At 67.7% G+C, this 16390-nt stretch carries 17 protein-coding genes and 2 tRNA genes; 7 read left to right on the forward strand and 12 right to left on the reverse strand.

Annotation, left to right across the window (positions count from 1 at the left end):
• Nucleotides 1–501 (reverse strand): Csu type fimbrial protein, encoded by a 501-nt coding sequence (locus tag AC07NS_RS12750; RefSeq protein WP_494603693.1) that lies wholly within the window; start codon nucleotides 499–501, stop codon nucleotides 1–3.
• A gap of 611 nt (nucleotides 502–1112) precedes the next feature.
• Between AC07NS_RS12750 and AC07NS_RS12755 the strand changes: the two genes are divergently transcribed.
• Nucleotides 1113–1325 (forward strand): DUF3606 domain-containing protein, encoded by a 213-nt coding sequence (locus AC07NS_RS12755; protein WP_494603695.1) that lies wholly within the window; start codon nucleotides 1113–1115, stop codon nucleotides 1323–1325.
• 6 nt (nucleotides 1326–1331) lie between these two features.
• Here the strand turns inward: AC07NS_RS12755 and AC07NS_RS12760 are convergent.
• Nucleotides 1332–1407, reverse strand: a tRNA-Ile gene (locus AC07NS_RS12760).
• Between the two features lie 160 nt (nucleotides 1408–1567).
• Here AC07NS_RS12760 and AC07NS_RS12765 point away from each other — a divergent pair.
• Entirely contained in the window at nucleotides 1568–2308 is a 741-nt protein-coding gene (locus AC07NS_RS12765) for an SIMPL domain-containing protein (protein WP_494603697.1), read from the forward strand.
• A 23-nt stretch (nucleotides 2309–2331) separates the two neighbouring features.
• On the opposite strand, the gene AC07NS_RS12770 is transcribed toward AC07NS_RS12765, so the two are convergent.
• The 9 genes from AC07NS_RS12770 to glmU form a co-directional block, all read right to left on the reverse strand.
• Complete coding sequence (locus AC07NS_RS12770) at nucleotides 2332–2793, reverse strand: hypothetical protein (RefSeq protein WP_494603699.1); 462 nt, start codon at nucleotides 2791–2793, stop codon at nucleotides 2332–2334.
• Nucleotides 2793–3149 (reverse strand): aspartate 1-decarboxylase, encoded by a 357-nt coding sequence (gene panD, locus AC07NS_RS12775; protein ID WP_110118544.1) that lies wholly within the window; start codon nucleotides 3147–3149, stop codon nucleotides 2793–2795. The genes AC07NS_RS12770 and panD overlap by 1 nt, the downstream gene beginning before the upstream one ends.
• A gap of 146 nt (nucleotides 3150–3295) precedes the next feature.
• A complete protein-coding gene (locus AC07NS_RS12780) occupies nucleotides 3296–4093 on the reverse strand; it encodes an alpha/beta hydrolase (RefSeq protein WP_494603700.1) in 798 nt (265 codons plus the stop codon).
• 5 nt (nucleotides 4094–4098) lie between these two features.
• The gene (locus tag AC07NS_RS12785) at nucleotides 4099–5889 is read right to left on the reverse strand and encodes a long-chain-acyl-CoA synthetase (RefSeq protein ID WP_494603702.1); all 1791 of its coding nucleotides are present in this window, start codon (nucleotides 5887–5889) and stop codon (nucleotides 4099–4101) included.
• A 216-nt stretch (nucleotides 5890–6105) separates the two neighbouring features.
• Complete coding sequence (locus AC07NS_RS12790; RefSeq protein ID WP_494603704.1) at nucleotides 6106–7485, reverse strand: class II 3-deoxy-7-phosphoheptulonate synthase; 1380 nt, start codon at nucleotides 7483–7485, stop codon at nucleotides 6106–6108.
• An 83-nt stretch (nucleotides 7486–7568) separates the two neighbouring features.
• Nucleotides 7569–8813, reverse strand: a complete 1245-nt coding sequence (locus AC07NS_RS12795; RefSeq protein WP_494603706.1) for an O-antigen ligase family protein — start codon at nucleotides 8811–8813, stop codon at nucleotides 7569–7571.
• Nucleotides 8810–10207, reverse strand: a complete 1398-nt coding sequence (gene gor / locus AC07NS_RS12800) for a glutathione-disulfide reductase (protein WP_494603708.1) — start codon at nucleotides 10205–10207, stop codon at nucleotides 8810–8812. Before gor ends, AC07NS_RS12795 begins: the two co-directional genes overlap by 4 nt.
• Before the next feature lie 51 nt (nucleotides 10208–10258).
• Complete coding sequence (rpiA, locus tag AC07NS_RS12805) at nucleotides 10259–10939, reverse strand: ribose-5-phosphate isomerase RpiA (protein ID WP_494603710.1); 681 nt, start codon at nucleotides 10937–10939, stop codon at nucleotides 10259–10261.
• Nucleotides 10936–12306, reverse strand: coding sequence for a bifunctional UDP-N-acetylglucosamine diphosphorylase/glucosamine-1-phosphate N-acetyltransferase GlmU (gene glmU / locus AC07NS_RS12810; protein WP_494603712.1), 1371 nt, complete (start codon nucleotides 12304–12306; stop codon nucleotides 10936–10938). Before glmU ends, rpiA begins: the two co-directional genes overlap by 4 nt.
• Nucleotides 12307–12371: 65 nt before the next feature.
• On the opposite strand from glmU, the gene gph reads away from it, so the two are divergent.
• The 5 genes from gph (at nucleotide 12372) to AC07NS_RS12835 (ending at nucleotide 15386) form a co-directional block, all read left to right on the forward strand.
• On the forward strand, nucleotides 12372–13085 hold the full coding sequence (gene gph / locus AC07NS_RS12815; protein ID WP_494603714.1) for a phosphoglycolate phosphatase: 714 nt from the start codon (nucleotides 12372–12374) through the stop codon (nucleotides 13083–13085).
• 51 nt (nucleotides 13086–13136) lie between these two features.
• Nucleotides 13137–13211 (forward strand) — tRNA-Val (locus tag AC07NS_RS12820).
• Nucleotides 13212–13547: 336 nt separating this feature from the next.
• Nucleotides 13548–14006 (forward strand): hypothetical protein, encoded by a 459-nt coding sequence (locus AC07NS_RS12825; RefSeq protein ID WP_494603716.1) that lies wholly within the window; start codon nucleotides 13548–13550, stop codon nucleotides 14004–14006.
• A 64-nt stretch (nucleotides 14007–14070) separates the two neighbouring features.
• The gene (locus tag AC07NS_RS12830) at nucleotides 14071–14682 is read left to right on the forward strand and encodes a tyrosine-type recombinase/integrase (RefSeq protein ID WP_494603718.1); all 612 of its coding nucleotides are present in this window, start codon (nucleotides 14071–14073) and stop codon (nucleotides 14680–14682) included.
• A 224-nt stretch (nucleotides 14683–14906) separates the two neighbouring features.
• Nucleotides 14907–15386 (forward strand): very short patch repair endonuclease, encoded by a 480-nt coding sequence (locus tag AC07NS_RS12835; protein WP_494603720.1) that lies wholly within the window; start codon nucleotides 14907–14909, stop codon nucleotides 15384–15386.
• A gap of 64 nt (nucleotides 15387–15450) precedes the next feature.
• Here AC07NS_RS12835 and AC07NS_RS12840 read toward each other — a convergent pair whose 3' ends face one another.
• On the reverse strand, nucleotides 15451–16377 hold the full coding sequence (locus AC07NS_RS12840) for an HNH endonuclease family protein (RefSeq protein WP_494603722.1): 927 nt from the start codon (nucleotides 16375–16377) through the stop codon (nucleotides 15451–15453).
• Between the last annotated feature and the right edge of the window lie 13 nt (nucleotides 16378–16390).

A 16390-nucleotide genomic window follows, 5' to 3' on the forward strand; every position in this document is an offset into this window, starting at 1 on the left:
TCAGTAGGTGATCGTCACCGCGACGAGGTCGCTGTAGGCGCCCTCGGCCGGGGTGGACTGAGCCGCGACGCGGCCATAGGCGGTGTACGACTGCACGGCGCCGTTGCCGGTGCCGGCCTGGGTGTCGACGTTCTGGGTGACGCCCCAGATCTGGGTGCGGCTCGCGTCGCGGTAGAGGGCGTAGCTGACCGTGTCGTTGGCGGCGCTGGTCATCTTGCGCGCGGCCACGGTGGCCCCCGTCCCCGCCCCGGCGCTCAGGGCGACGGTATAAGGCGTCGAGTTCGTGCACTGCACGCCGATGGTGCTCGTAGTGTCGATATTGGCGTCGATGACGCCGCGCGACCCGAAACTCAGGTTAGAGGCCGACTGCACCTTGCATTCGCCCTGGATGGTCAAGTTGACCTGAAAGGAACTCGACGCCGTCGCAGCCGTCGCCGAACCAGACATCGCCATGACCGCCAGGGTTCCAATGACGAAAACTGAAGTCGCTATTTTTTTCATGTCCGGCCGCCCCTTCTGGAAATTCGAACAGGTTTTCACTCGCGTAAGACTTGCTGCGCTCGCCCTTGCCGAGTGATTAACGTGTATTAGGGGTGGGCCGCGACGGCCTGCCACACAGGTTCACTCGCCTGAGCGGGGAATTTCGATACATCCCTCTATCGAAAGTGGCGGTCAGTCCACTTTCGGGACCCGGAAAGATTGAGTCAGTAAGGAAAACGTCGATTTCCGACCGTCGTTACACAAGCTGAGCCATGGCAACGGAATTTCGCTCTTTTCCGCAAAGTCCGGACTCGGCGCAGAGGCAACATGTCGCACCCCGAAGACGAGGGAAAAACCAGGGTCTCGGCCTTTCCCGACGCCGGATGCGCCAGCTTTCGACAAAAGCCGGAGACGATCTCCAATCCTGGGCGCAGCTCGAGCGGCAACATGACGGCGTTGGTCGGGCCCTTCACCGCGGCGCCGACCACCTCTCGCGGCCTCGCCTCTCCCCCCAAGACGGCCGCCCGACCGCCGCCTCGTCCCCTCCCCGCCCCCGGAGGCGAGGCGGCGGCCGCAGGGGCGACGGGAACGTCCGGCTCCGCTGCGGCTTCCTAGACCATAGGAGGCCCGCCATGCCCGACGCCGATCCGACCCGCACCATCCCTCTCGCTCGCAAGCCGGATTTCTCCGACCCGCGCGACGACGCCATCGACCTCGCCGAGACCCGCACCGTCCGCTACTGGACCGAGACCCTGGGCGTCAGCGAGGAACAACTGCACACGGCCGTGGAGCACGCCGGCGTGTCGGCCGAGGAGGTGCGGAAGTACCTGGGCAGCCACAGCTGAGGAAATTGGTAGGCCTGGAGGGACTCGAACCCCCAACCAGACCGTTATGAGCGGTCGGCTCTAACCATTGAGCTACAGGCCCCCAGGGACCGCGCGGAACAGTAGAGTCGGCGCGGGCGAGGACGGGTCGATTAGCATGGGCTGCACGCGGCTTAAAGGTGCGGTTCAGGTTGAGTTTGCGACACGGGAACCAACCGAGGGGCGACGCACTGTGGCGTCCTGCCCTTCGCTGGAGAACGAGCATGACCCGCACCCGCACGACCGCCCTGGCGATCGCCTCTTTCGGCGCCGCTGCTTTGGCCCTGTCGGCCCTGCCTGCGAGCGCCCAGAGCGTCAATGACGCGGCGTTCCGCGCCACCACCTTCAACCTGTCGGCCACGGGCGAGACGGTGATCGCGCCGGACATGGCGACCATCACCCTGGGCGTGCAGACCGAAGGCGCCAGCGCCCAGGCGGCCCTGTCGGCCAACGGGACGGCGATGAACAAGGTGCTCGCGGCGCTGAAGAAGGCGGGCGTCGCCGAGCGCGACATCCAGACCTCGAACCTCAACGTCAATCCGCAGTACGTCTACGAGCAGAACCAACCGCCGCGCCTGACCGGCTACCAGGCCAGCAACCAGGTGACGATCCTGGCGCGCGACCTTTCCAAGCTCGGCCAGACGGTCGACGCGGCCGCCTCGGCCGGGGCCAACACGGTGGGCGGGATCAGCTTTGGCCTGCAGGACCCGCAGAAGGCCGAGGACGCCGCGCGCATGAAGGCGGTGGAGGCCCTGAAGGCCAAGTCCGACCTCTACGCCCGGGCCACCGGCTACAAGGTGGTGCGCCTAGTCAGTCTGAACGAGGCCGGCGGCTACACCCCCTCCCCGCAGCCCGTGCCGATGTTCGCCATGGCCAAGCGCGAGATGGCCGACTCGACGGCGATCTCGGGCGGCGAACTGAAGGTGCGGATCGAGGTCAGCGCGACCTACGAGGCGCGCCAGTAAGCGAATGCGAAGTCCGCGCCGGTTTAGAACCCGGCGCGGACGAAGGCCCGCTCGACGCGGTCCTGGATCTCGATGCCCGGCAGGGCGCGCTCGCCCTCCATGACGGCGAGATAGCGCAGGCCGGAGGGCTGGCGGCCCTTGCCGGCCGGGACCGGGCCCATGGCCCAGCCGACGGTGTTGGCGCCGGCGCTGTCACAGCTAAGGAAGCGGGCCTCGCCCGACAGATTGGCCTTCAACACCTCTTGCGCCGTCGTCACCTTGCCTTCGCAGGTCGGCAGGTTGCGGGCGCAGGTGACGTAGCCGCCGCCGGTCCAGACGGTCTTGCCCTTGGCGTCGGCGACCAGCACGCAGGTCGAGGCCGAGCCGATGGCGCGGCCGACGTACTGGGTCAGGGCGTCCTCGTCGACGCCCTTGGGCAGCTTGGGAGCGCAGCCGGCCAGCGCGATGGCGCCGGCCAGGAGAACCAGGACGGCGCCGGACCGCATCAGGCGGCCTTCTTGATCAGGTTGCCTTCGTCGAGCAGCACGACGGTCGGGGCGTAGTTGCGCGCCTCCTCGGCCGGCATCTGGCAGTAGGTGACGACGATGACGGTGTCGTTCTTCTGCACCAGGCGGGCGGCGGCGCCGTTGACGCCGATCACCTTCGAGCCGCGCGGGGCCTCGATGGCGTAGGTGGTGAAACGCGCGCCGGTGGTGATGTTGAGCACGTCGACCTGTTCGTTCGGCAGGATGCCCGAGGCGTCCAGCAGGTCGCGGTCGATGGCGATCGAGCCTTCGTAGTCGAGGTCGGCCTGGGTCACCGTGGCGCGGTGCAGCTTGGCCTTCATCATGGTCAGAAGCATCGCGACGCCCCTTCTTATCTCTTTGAGTCACTGGGATTTCGCGAGGTCGCCACACACATGACCCGCGTTCAGTCACGGCCATATAGACAGGAAGGGGCTCCCGTTCAATCGCAGCGCAGCACGGCGCGGTGGATGGCTACCGCCGATCAAGCCGCCGCGGCCTTCAGGAACGCCGCAATTTCCGCCAGCACCGGCGCCCTGTTCCGCAGCGGCCGCGACAGGGCCAACAGCGGAGCGGCGTGGTCAAGGCCGGGATAGACCTGCTCTTCCACGACGGCGCCGGCCTCGCGCAGAGCCTTGGCCAGCTTGCGGGTGTTGCGCGGCCGGACGGTGGTGTCGGCCTCGCCGGTGGCCAGGAAGGCGGCCGGGGCGTCGGCGCGGACGAAGCTGATCGGCTGGGTGGCCGGCAGGTCTTCGACATGGCCGAAGGTGCGGGTCGAGATCGCCCCGTCCAGCGGCAAGAAGGCGTAGGGTCCGGAAAGGCCCGCGAAGGCCTTAACCGCGCCGGGATCGACGCCGGCGGCCTGGAGGTATCGGCCGTCCAGGGCCAGCATGGCGGCGATATAGGCGCCGGCCGAATGCCCCGCCGTCAGCAGCCGGGACGGATCGCCGCCCAGGGCTTCGGCGTGATCAGCCGCCCAGCGCGTCGCCAGGGCCGCGTCTTCCAGGAAGCAGGGATAGCGCACCTCGGGGTGCAGCCGGTAGTCGGGCACGACGACCAGGAAGCCCTGGGCTGCCAGGGCCCGGGCGGCCCAGCCGTAGTCGGCCCGCCGTCCCGAATTCCAGGCCCCGCCATAGAAGAACAGCAGCACCGGCGCGTCCTTCGCCCCGCCCAACGAGGCGTAGACGTCGAGGCGCTGGCGCGGGTTGGCCCCATAGGAAACCCCGCGCGCCAGGCGGCGCGCGGGGTCCTTGGGCGTCAGGGCGGCGAAGGCCGCCAGCAACAGGCTCAGAGCTTGAACCCGCCGGCCAGGATCTTCGTGTGCACCGCCTTGGTGATCTTCACATAGCCCTTGCCGGGCTCGCGGAAGTACAGCGGATCCTTGATCTTGGCCGGGTCGAAGCCTTCCTGGACCAGATCGATCTTGCGGTACTTGAAGGTGCCGGTGGTCTCGATCTCGGGCTGCAGGCGCACGAACACGGGACGGGCGTAGGCCGGCATCTCGCGGTCGACATATTCGGCCAGGTTGTCGATCTCGAACTCGGGACCGACGACCAGCGAGGCCATGCCGGCCTTGCCGTCGAGGTCGCCCACGGGCACGCCGTAGACGTTGATCTCCTTGACGCCCGGGAATCCGGCCAGGCGCTCGGAGACCTCGCTGGTGGCGACGTTCTCGCCCTTCCAGCGGAAGGTGTCGCCGATGCGGTCGACGAAGTAGATGTAGCCGTCGCTGTCCTGGCGCATCAGGTCGCCGGTACGGAACCAGGCGTCGCCCTTTTCGAAGACGTCGTGCAGCACCTTCTTCTCGGTGGCCGCCTTGTCGGCGTAGCCGGTGAAGTTGGAGCGGGCGTCGCTGGCGATGTGGCCGATGCACTCGCCGATCTCGCCGGGCTTGACCTCGACGCAGCAGCCGTTGGGGCCGCGCACCGGGGTCTCGGTCTCGACGTCGAACTTGACGATGCGGATGTTGAACTTCTTGCGCAGATAGCCCGGCACCCGGCCGATGGCGCCGCGACGGCCGTCGAAGTTGAACAGCGAGACGTTGCCTTCGGTCGCGCCGTAGAACTCCAGCACGCCGCCGACCTTGAAGCGGTCGAGCATGTCGTCCCAGACGTCGGGGCGCAGGCCGTTGCCGAAGATCAGGCGGATCTTGTGGGCGCGCTCGTACTCGTTCTCGGGCTGGTTGGCGAGGTAACGGCACAGCTCGCCGATATAGACGAACATGGTGCACTTCTCGGCGACGATGTCGCTCCAGAAGTGGGTGGCCGAGAACTTCTTGCGCAGCACGATGCTGCCGCCGTTCAGCAGGCCCGCGCCCATGGCGCAGAGGCCGCCGGTCGCGTGATAGAGCGGCAGGGTGACGTAGATGCGGTCGCTGGCCCGCGAGTCCGTCGAGCCGGCGAAGCCGCGCATGTAGAGTTGGGCGCGCATGTGGGTGATGCGCGCGGCCTTGGGCAGGCCGGTGGTGCCGCTGGTGAAGATGTAGAGTGCGGTGTCCTTGGCGGTCAGGCCGCCGCGAGCGGTCTCGCGGTCGGGGCGCAGTTGGCTGCAGCTCTTGAGCGCGTTGACGAGGTCGCGCTGGTCGCCGTGGACGGGGCCCAAAACCCACTGCTGGATATGACGGCCCAGCTGGTCCTTCACCTGCTCGAAGCAGGGCGAGGTTTCCGGGTCGACGATGCAGTGCAGCGCCTGGGAGATGTTGAGGCAGTGCGCCAGGGCGGCGCCCGTCAGTTGGTTATTGATGAGAGCGGTGGCGACGCCGACCTTCGAAAGGCCGTACCAGATCGCCAGGTACTCGATGCGGTTGGGCATGAAGAGGGCCACGGTCTGGCCCCGGGTGATCCCCTGCCCCTTCGCCCAATGGGCGTAGCGGTTGGCGATGGCGTCGAGCTCGCCATAGGTGATGGTCTTGCCCTCGAAGGTGATCGCGGGGCTCGACTTCCACTTGTCGACGGCGGCCTCGAGGTCGTCGCAGATCAGGTTGTCGCTGTCCGGCGCTATCGAGTTCACGCGCTTCAGAGTGCGAGTCAGCCCCTTGAGGAACCGCCACTCCCGCTTCAACTTGGCCTGCAGACGCATATATTCACTCCCTTCAAACAACCATTGGAGAGCGCCGGGCTAGCGGTCAAGTCGTTGGAAGGTCTTGCGTGTGCATCTGCGAAACGCAATCGCTCGCAGGGGCGAAATCGTCTCGCATGCCGTAAGGGCACTATTGAAAGGGCAACGTGGAACTGATCCACGCGGCCCCTTTGGTCTCGGATTCGAGCTTTCCCTTAAGGTCAGCTTGAACTGTGCTTAGCCGTTGGCGGCCTTGCGCTGATCGTCGCGGGCGGCCTTCAGCTTCTCGGCCACCAGGAACGCCAGCTCCAGGGCCTGCTCGCCGTTCAGGCGCGGGTCGCAGTGGGTGTGGTAGCGGTCGGCGAGATCGGTCTCCGACACGGCGCGGGCGCCGCCCAGGCATTCGGTAACGTTCTGGCCGGTCATCTCCAGGTGCACGCCGCCGGGGTGGACGCCTTCCGAATGGGCCACTTCCACGAAGCTCTTCACCTCGGAGAGGATGCGGTCGAACGGACGGGTCTTGTAGCCGGTCGAGGCCTTCAGCGTGTTGCCGTGCATCGGGTCGGTGGCCCAGACCACCGCGCGGCCGTCGGCCTTGGTGGCCTTCATCAGGCGCGGCAGGCGGTCGGCGATCTTGTCCGAGCCGAAGCGGCCGTAGAGGGTCAGACGGCCCGGCTCGTTGTTGGGGTTCAGCACGTCGATCAGCCGCAGGAGGTCGTCGCCCTCCATGGTCGGACCGCACTTCAGGCCGATCGGGTTCTTCACGCCGCGCATGAACTCGATGTGGGCGCCGTCCAGCTGGCGAGTGCGCTCGCCAATCCACAGCAGGTGGGCGCTGGTGTCGTACCAGTCGCCCGAGGTGCTATCGACGCGAGTCATGGCTTCCTCGAAGCCCAGCAGCAGGGCCTCGTGGCTGGTGAAGAACTCCACGCGCTTCAGGTCCGGCTGGGTGTCGGGCGTGACGCCGACGGCCGACATGAAGGTCAGGGCCTCGGAAATCTTCTCCGACAGTTCGCGGTAGCGCGCGCCCTGCGGACTGTCGCCGACGAAGCCCAGGGTCCAGCGGTGGATGTTGTAGAGGTCGGCATAACCGCCGCTGGCGAAGGCGCGCAGCAGGTTGAGCGTCGCGGCCGACTGGCCGTAGGCCTTCAGCAGACGGTCCGGGTCGGGAACGCGCTCGGCCTCGTTGAAGTCCATGCCGTTGATGATGTCGCCACGATAGGACGGCAGGGTCGTCTCGCCGATGGTCTCGATCGGCTCGGAGCGCGGCTTGGCGAACTGGCCGGCGATGCGGCCCACCTTCACCACCGGCTTGCCGCCGGCGAAGGTCAGCACCACCGCCATCTGCAGGATCAGGCGGAAGGTGTCGCGGATATTGTCGGCGTGGAATTCCTTGAAGCTCTCGGCGCAGTCGCCGCCCTGCAGCAGGAAGGCCCGGCCTTCGGCCACGTCGCCCAGCAGGCTCTTCAGACGGCGCGCCTCGCCGGCGAAGACCAGCGGCGGCATCTGACGGAGGGTCTGCTCGACCCGCTCGACAGCGCCGGCGTCCGGATAATCCGTCGGCACGTGCTTGGCGGGTTTGGCTCTCCAGGTCGCGGGGGTCCACCGGGCGGTCATGATGTTCTCGAACGTTCTAAAGGGGAGCGCTGATAGCGCACCCCGAGGGTAAAAGCAAAAATCGTGCGGCGAAGCTGTATATTTTAGCCCAGCGGGGAAATTTCAACCAACCCGTCGCTGTATTCGCTGCTCGAACGACGCAGGGCGACACAGGCGATGATCGCCAGGGCGCCGACGGCGATCCACCACTCCTGCCAGACCCCGAAGCTGAGCGCGCCGATGACCAGGTAGCTGACCAGGGCCGCGCCCGCCGTGGCCGCCGCGCCGCGGTCGGTCTCGGCCGTGCGGGCCACGCCATAGGCCAGCCAGCAGAAGAAGGCGCCGGCCAGGGCCGCGCCGATCGCGCCGAGCTCGAGCCACAGCTGAAGCTGGGCGTTGTGGGTGTGCAGCGGGATCGCGTCGCCGAAGGTGCGGCTGGCGTCCAGACCCCAGCCCCGGAACGGATGGGCCTGCACGTGGTCGGCCGCGAAGGCCCAGATGTTCAGACGCGCGTCCCAGGACGGCGGCACCAGGGCGTGCAGCCAGGCCCAGAAGCCGCTCTGGATGGCCCAGAGCACGGCGATGGGCGCGACGATGAACGGCAAGGCCACGATTACGGTCAGCACCCGGCCGCCGATCTTGCCGCCGAACTTGATCAGCACCCAGGCCAGCAGTCCGGCCGCGAGCGCGACCAGACAGGAGTCGGCGCTCGACAGGACCGAGGTGATGATCGTCCCGGCCAACAGCGGCAGCACGGCCCCCGCCTTGCTCCGCCGCGCCAGCGCGGCTGCGGCCGGCCAGAACATCACCGCCAGCACGTAGCAGCCGATGCTGATCTTCACCTTGGCTATGTCGGGCCGCACCGGATCGCCGGTCAGCTCACGAAATTGCTGGAAGATCGAGGCGCCGGCCATGGCGTCCAGGCCGACGACGACCGCCAGGGCCAAGACACCGAACCCCATGACCGTCGTGGCCCGGTCGGCCGCACGGGCCGACAGGCGGAACGCCGCGGCGACCGCGGCGCCGTACAGCAGGAGTTGCAGGACCAGCTTGGCCGCCGTCAGTTTCTCGATGTCGTCATAGGCCTTCAGCGAGCCGGGCGGCGGCGCGGCCGGGCTCCAGGCCATGCTCCACACGCCCCACAGGGCCAGCAGCAGCAGGATCAGCGCCGGCGCGATCGGTGCGCGCGGGCGGCCGATCACCGGCAAGGCCAGCAGCCCGACAAGGGACAGCAGGGGCGCGAAACCAAGCTGGGCGAGATAGCCCAGCAGCGGCGTCATCACGAAGAGGAAGATCATGACGCCGCCCAGCCACGGCGTCGGCTTCTCGGTCACGGCCGTCTGGTTCATACGCCGCCCACCTCGGCCGGAACGTACTTCTCGCGCATGGTCACCAGTTCCTCGGCCAGGGTCGGGTGGACCGCGCAGGTGCTGTCCCACTGCGGCTTGGTCACGCCCATCTTCACCGCGATGGCGGCCATCTGGATGATCTCGGGCGCGTCGGGACCGACCACGTGCACGCCGACGACCTGTTCGTTGTCCTGGCGGACGACCAGCTTCATCAGGCAGCGCTCCTGGCCGCCATAGAAGGTCAGCTTCATCGGCCGGAACACGGCGCGGTAGATGTCGACCTTGCCGAAGGCGTGGCGAGCCTCGGCCTCGCTCATGCCGACCGCGCCGATCGGCGGCTGCGAGAACACGGCCGAAGCGACCAGGTCGTGATCGAATGTGGTGGGATTGCCGTAGAACTCGGTCTGGGCGAAGGCCGCGCCCTCACGGATAGCCACCGGCGTCAGGTTGATGCGGTCGGTGACGTCGCCGACGGCCCAGATGCTGTCGACATTGGTCTTGGAGTGCGCATCGACGGCGATCGCGCCCTTGTCGTTCAGCTTCACCCCGGCGTTCTCCAGGCCCAGCCCCTCGACGTATGGGTCGCGGCCGGTGGCGAAGAGGACGACGTCGCTCTCGAAGGTAAGGTTGTTGTTGAAGGTGCTGACGAGGCCCGTGTCGGTCTTCTCGATCGACTTGTGCGAGCAGCCCAGCACCACCTTGACGCCGCGCTTCTCCATCTCGTCGGCGAGATGGGCGCGGACGTCGTCGTCGAAGCCGCGCAGGATGTTGGAGCCGCGGTAGCAGAGCGTGGTCTCGACGCCGAGGCCGGCATAGATGCCGGCGAACTCGACGGCGATGTAGCCGCCGCCGACCACCAGAACCCGCTTGGGCAGGGTCGGCAGGTGAAAGGCCTCGTCCGAGGTGACGCCATGCTCGGCGCCCTCGAAGTCGGGGCGCACCGGACGACCGCCCGTGGCCACCAGGATCCGCTTGGCGGTGTAGCGGCCGGCGTCGCCTTCGGAGCCTTCCTTGGGCAGCACCTCGACGGTGTGGGCGTCGAGGATGCGGGCCTTGCCGTGCAGCAGATGGGCGCCGGCCTTGCGCAGGTTGGTGACGTAGATGCCCGACAACCGCGCGATCTCGACGTCCTTGTCGTGCAGGAAGGTCTTCCAGTCGAAGCTGGCCTGCCCGATCGTCCAGCCGTAGCCCTTGGCGGTCTTCAGCTGGCTGGAGACCTCGCTGGCGTAGACCATGAACTTCTTGGGCACGCAGCCGCGCACCACACAGGTGCCGCCGACCCGATATTCCTCGGCCACGGCCACCTTGGCGCCCGACAGGGCCGCCAGCCGCGCGGCGCGTACGCCGCCCGAGCCGGCGCCGATGACGAAGAGGTCGAAGTCGTACTCAGCCATCATCGGCTCCGGATCAAAGCGAACTGGAAACAGCGGGATCGGGATATGGGATCAAGGCAGAAGCTTGACCACCCCATCGTCCGTCCCGATCAGGGCCTCGTCAGCGAGGTCGAGGAACAGGCCGTGGTCAACGACGCCGGTGACGGTCTTCAGCGCCGCCGCCAGGGCCGCCGGGTCGGGGATCGCGCCCGAGGCCATGTCGTAGATCACATTGCCGCCGTCGGTGGCGACGACGCCGCGGTCGGCCATGCGCAGGCGCGGCGGCGGCAGGTCGAACTCGGCCGCGATGTCGGCCAGGCGATAGCCGGTATGGGGATGGCCGAAGCGCACCACCTCGATCGGCAGCGGGAACTTGCCCAGCACCTTCACGTGCTTGGCGGCGTCGGCGATGACGACACAGCGGCTGGAGGCTTCCCAGACCAGCTTCTCGCGCAGCAGGGCCGCGCCGCCGCCCTTGATCAGGGACAGGCCCGGGCCGATCTCGTCGGCGCCGTCGACGGTCAGGTCGATCGTCTTGACGTCGTCCAGCGCCACCAGGGTGATGCCGAGTTCGCGGGCAAGGCTGGCGGTGGCTTCCGAGGTCGGCACGCCGCGGATGTCGAGCTTGCGGGCGGCCAGGGCCTTCACGAACCAGGCGGCGGTCGAGCCGGTGCCCAGGCCCACGACCATGCCGGATTCGACGAGCTGCGCGGCCGCTTCGCCCGAAATTCTCTTCTGGTCGTCGGCGCTCATGCCTTCTTGTCCTTCTTCGCCTGCTTGAGGGCGCGGAACTTGGCCGCCCACCCGGTCTTGTTGGCTTGCGGGGCGCGGCTCAGCGCCAGGTCGCCGGCGGGAACGTCGGCGGTGATCACCGAGCCCGAGCCGGTCATGGCCCCGTCGCCGATCCGCACGGGAGCGACCAGGGCCGAGTTGGAGCCGATGAAGGCGCCGGCGCCGACATGGGTCTCGAACTTCTCGAAGCCGTCGTAGTTACAGAAGATCGTGCCGGCCCCGATGTTGGCCTTCGGGCCGACCGAGCCGTCGCCCAGATAGGTCAGGTGGTTGGCCTTTGCGCCGGCCCCGACCTTGACCTTCTTGACCTCGACGAAGTTGCCGATGTGCGCCTCGGCGCCGATCTCGGCGCCCGGACGCAGGCGGGCGTAGGGGCCGATCAGCGCCCCCTCCCCGACCGACGCGCCTTCCAGATGGCTGAAGGCCTTGATCACCGCACCCGAAGCGACGCTGACGCCGGCGCCGAACACCACGAACTGCTCGACCGTGACGCCGGCGGCGATCGTGGTGTCCCACGACAGGTGGACGGTCTCGGGCGCGGGCATGGTCACGCCTTCGGCCATCAGCACGGCGCGGCGGCCGGCCTGCCAGACGGCTTCGGCGGCGGCCAGCTCGGCCTGGGAATTGACGCCCTGCACGGCGGCCTCGGGCGCGAAGGCCGCGCGGGTCGCCAGCTTGCGGTCGTGGGCGATGCCGACGATGTCGGTCAGATAGTACTCGCCCTTGGCGTTGTCGTTGCCGACAGCGGCCAGCAGGTCGAACAGCTGGGCGCGGTCGGCGGCCAGGACGCCGGAATTGCAGTGCTTGAGGGCCAGGACGGCCGGCTCGGCGTCCTTGGCCTCGACGATGCGCAGCAGCACGTGGCCGGGCGCCAGCACCAGGCGGCCGTAGGCGCCGGGGTCGGCGGCCTCGAAGCCCAGCACGGCGACGTCGGTCCCGGCGGCGCGCAGGTCGAACAGCGGCGCGATCACCGGGGCGTTCAGCAGCGGGCAATCGGCATAGGTGACGACCACGTCGCCGTCGAAGTCGGCCAGGGCGTCCTTGGCGGCCAGCACGGCGTGGCCGGTGCCCAGCGGCGGATCCTGCACAACGGTGGCGTTCGGACCCAGGCGCTTGCGAGCATGCTCGCCGACCTGCGGGCTGTGGGCGCCGACCACCACCACGATGCGCTCGCAGCCCAGGGCCTGCGCCGCGTCGATGGCGTGATCGAGCATCGGCCGACCGCCGACCTTGTGCAGCACCTTAGGCGTCGGCGACTTCATCCGCGTGCCCTGGCCGGCGGCCAGGATCACGGCGGCGCGGGGGCGAGAGGGGGCGGTCGTAGTCATGACCAGAGCGACTCCGAAGCGAACCAAAGTTGCATTAGCCGCGCCTTTAGCCGAAAGGCCAGAGCATGTCTCTTCCGCACGCCCTCAAAGATACGACGATCGCCTTCGACCTCGACGGCACCCTGGTCGACACCGCGCCGGACCTTGTGGGCGCGCTGAACACCATCCTCGCCGAGGAGGGCCTGCCCGCCCTGCCCTTCGACGACGTGCGCAAGATGGTCGGACGCGGGGCCAAGGCGCTGCTGGAACGCGGTTTCGCCGCCGCCGGCGCGCCGCTGGACGCCGAACGCGCCCCCCGGCTGGTCGAGCGCTTCATCGCCATCTATCTGGGCCGCATCGCCCACGAGAGCGCGCCGTTCGAGGGCGTGGTCGAGGTGCTCGCCGACCTGAAGGCCGCCGGCGCGCGCCTGGTGGTCTGCACCAACAAGCTGACCCACCTGTCGGTGGCCCTGCTGGACGCCGTCGACCTGACCCGATTCTTCGACGCCGTGGTCGGCGCCGACGACGCCCCCGCGCCCAAGCCCGACCCGCGCCACGTGCTGGCGGCCATCGCCGCCGTGGGCGGCGATCCGGCCCGCGCGGTCATGGTCGGCGACAGCATCAACGACGTCCTGAGCGCCAAGGCCGCCAACGTGCCGGCCCTGCTGGTCTCGTTCGGCTACACCGAGGCCCCGGTCGAGTCCCTCGGCGGAGATCTGTTGATAGATCGCTTTTCCGAGGTCCCTGAGGCCGCAATCTCGCTTTTGGGCTCTTGCGGCGCGGAAAAGAGCGGTCTATAGCCCCCTTCCTCTCGCGGCGGGGACTTCTTCGGAAGGCCCGGCCCACCCGGCGGATGCTTAGCTCAGCGGGAGAGCACCTCGTTCACACCGAGGGGGTCGCAGGTTCAATCCCTGCAGCATCCACCATTTTTCCCTTAAATATCAGACACTTAACTCGCCAGCAGCGAGCTAAGCGTTGCGCAAATCTCCCCAGAAGCCCCAGTTTCAAACCTGCCAGCCGCAGACTGAAGACTTGCGAGTACTGGGTTTTCAAAGCTGAGGTCAGATCGGCACGCCCGAGGCGTTCTCCCTCTCAGAAGAACCACACCTCTTGCGTTTCTCACCGCAGCCGGGGTCCGTAGCTTCTTTCTAATTCCCGGAGTTTCCGCCCCGCCTTGGGCATCTATGGCACCTACCGCTCCTCACCTAGGTTGAACATCGCCTACACGCCAGCGCACGCCGGCTTTACTTGCGAGTTCCGCCATGCCTCGTCCGACCAAAGGCCCACGCCTCTACCTCCGCTCAGCCGCCAAACATCGACGGGCGACGCCCTGCTACGTCATTCGGGATGGACGCTCGGAAATCAGCACTGGTTGCGGGCCTGATCAGCAAAAGCAGGCTGAACGGGAGCTGGCCAGCCATGTCGCCGCCAAGCTGGCCCTGCCGCCGGCCGATCCAGACCGGCGCCAAGATCCGACCCGCATCTTGGTGCGTGAGGTTCTCTCGCTGTACGCCGCCGAACGCGCACCGGAACTGGCGGCCGACCAAGCCTCGATGGACGGGTGGATCAGCCACCTCAGCGCCTGGTGGGGCGACCGCACCTTGGACCAAGTCAGGCGTTCGACCTGCAAGGCCTATGTCGCCGACCGGACGCAGGAAACGGCGCTCATCGGCGGACGCCGGACCACGCGGCACGTGTCCGACCAGATACTGGGACGCTGAAGACAGGCTCCTCTATCGCCCGTTGGTCTGGTTGCCGCCCAAGGCGGAAACCCGTCGAAACGCCTTGAGCCGCACCGAGGTCGCAGCCCTACTGAAGGCGACCATGGGCTGGCGATGCGAGCCAGACGGTCGCTGGACACGCCTGGGCGCCTCAGCCATCGTCAACCGCGCCCATCTGCGCCGCTTCTTGCTCATCGCCCTCTACACGGGCTCTCGGACCTCGGTGATCACAGGTCTGAGTTGGAACAGGAGCACGACCTGCGCCTGGGTCGACCTCTCCAGAGGTCTCATCTATCGGCGAGGAACCGCCGAGCAGGACTTCGCCAACAAGTCACGCCCACCAGCGAAACTGCCCGTACGGCTCTTGGCCCACATGCAGCGCTGGCATAGGCGCGACGTCGCACTGTACGGCGAGGACGTCGACAAGGTGATCCACCGCGGCGATCAAGGCATCGTCGGCGTGAGGAAGGGCTTTTCGGCCTGCGCCGCCGATGCGGGGCTGCCAGAGGCCGTCACACCCCACTGGCTACGCCACACGGTCGCCACCCTGCTCATGGAGGCCAATGTCGACATCTGGCTGGCGGCTTCGTACCTCGGCATGAGCGCCATCACGCTCGAGCGCCACTACGCTCACCATCGATCAGATTTTCAGGGCGTCGCCAGCAGGGCGTTCTGAATGGCGGACAAGCGCCATTAGCTGCCGTTGATGCATCAGCTACCTAACATTCAGCGCGTCAGAGGCCGCGACGTCGAGCTGCCGAGCGCCCATGCTAATTCCTCGACTGAGAGCGAGCTGGCGTGGAAAGGCTGGCTGGCGTCGGACCGACACCGTCGGACCTGCGTGCGGCGCGAGCGCGCAGCTGTGTCGACGCGGGTGTCCGCGATCCCTAGATTGGAAGCATGGACGTGTTCTCGCCAGAAAAGCGGTCCGCCGTCATGGCCGCGATCCCGCAGACCGGCACCAAACCGGAGCTGAGGGTCCGCAAGGCGGCTACATTGCTTGGGCTACGCTATCGCATCGCGCCGCGAACCCTCCCCGGCCGGCCTGATCTGGCGTTCCTCGGCGCGAAGACCGCGCTCTTCGTCCACGGGTGCTTCTGGCACCGCCACGAGGGGTGCCGCTTCGCCACTACTCCGCGCTCGAACGCCGACTTCTGGCAAGGGAAGTTCGCTCGCAACGTCGAGCGGGACGCCGCCAAGGCTGCCGCCCTCAAGGCGCGAGGCTGGCGCACCGTCGTCATCTGGGAGTGCGAGACGAGGAAACCCGAGATCGTGCTCGAGCGGTTGGCTCTTCTGGCCGAGCACTACCGGCACGACCGCGAGCGACGGCAGTCGGGACGAGGCCCGGGCCATTCGCGCGGCTCGCAGCAGGAGACTTAGCCCCCCGTGAGCGCCAAGCTCGAGTGGTCTCGCGGGGCCGACGAGGCCGTCATGGGCTGCGTGTTCACGCCACAGCCGCGCTGTTCACGAAATTGTCCAGCCAGTGGCGCGCCATCGCCGAGAAAGGTTCGGAGGGCCGGCCCATCGCACTCATCTCCTGTAGGATCGCGTCGATCAGGAGGTCCAGGCGTGGTGTCACACGCTTAGCCAGCTCAGGGTCGCCTGCGGCGATGTCCCCCAACAGAGCCTCCAGCTCGAGCACTAGGTCCGACAGGAACTCCAGGCGCCGCAGCACCCGCGTGCGTTCCTGCACTAAGCCCAGCCTGTTGAGGCCGTAGACCTGGATCGACGCCGCGCCACGTCGGCTGGGTCGCACCACACCCACCTCATCGACGATCCCGGCCGGCACGACCAACGAGATCGGTCCGCCCTGCCCGGTCATGAAGATGAGATGCTCATCCGGCTCGTCGCGACAAGGGTCCAGCAAGAGAGCCTCCTCCGCCGCCAAGTCGGGCGCCGCCTGCGTCGCGCGCACTTTGTCCACCGGGAACGCGCTCTCCTTGCCACAGAGCGCCGTCTGAAGCGCGGACTCGTCCTGTGCGGCGAGGCTGTCGCGCACGCCGACGATCCGCTGGTAGCTGCGGCGGTTGCAGTGGATACAGCTAGGCAGCAGGTTGTCCCAGTCTGCGGCCAGCCACCAGTAGCCAGGATGGGCGGGATCCCCCTCTGGACTCGCCTTGGGGCGGTGGTGTTCGACGTCAATCGGTGCGGTGGAGCGGTAGTGGCTCTCACAGTAAGCACATTTGCCATGGAACATCGCCTCGAGACGTCGCCGGACGTCGTCGTGCTTGTAGACCTTGAACTTGTAGGCGACCTTGGGCGGCGGAGCGGTCGCGTAGTGGGCACTCGCGCGCCCGAGCTCGGTCAGGCCATTCTTGTCCATGGCCGACAGCGCCGAGGGTGGCGGCTGGGTGCGTGCGGCCTTGATCATCCCGCCACTCGCT

The organism is Caulobacter sp. GW821-FHT10A10 (assembly GCF_059415745.1).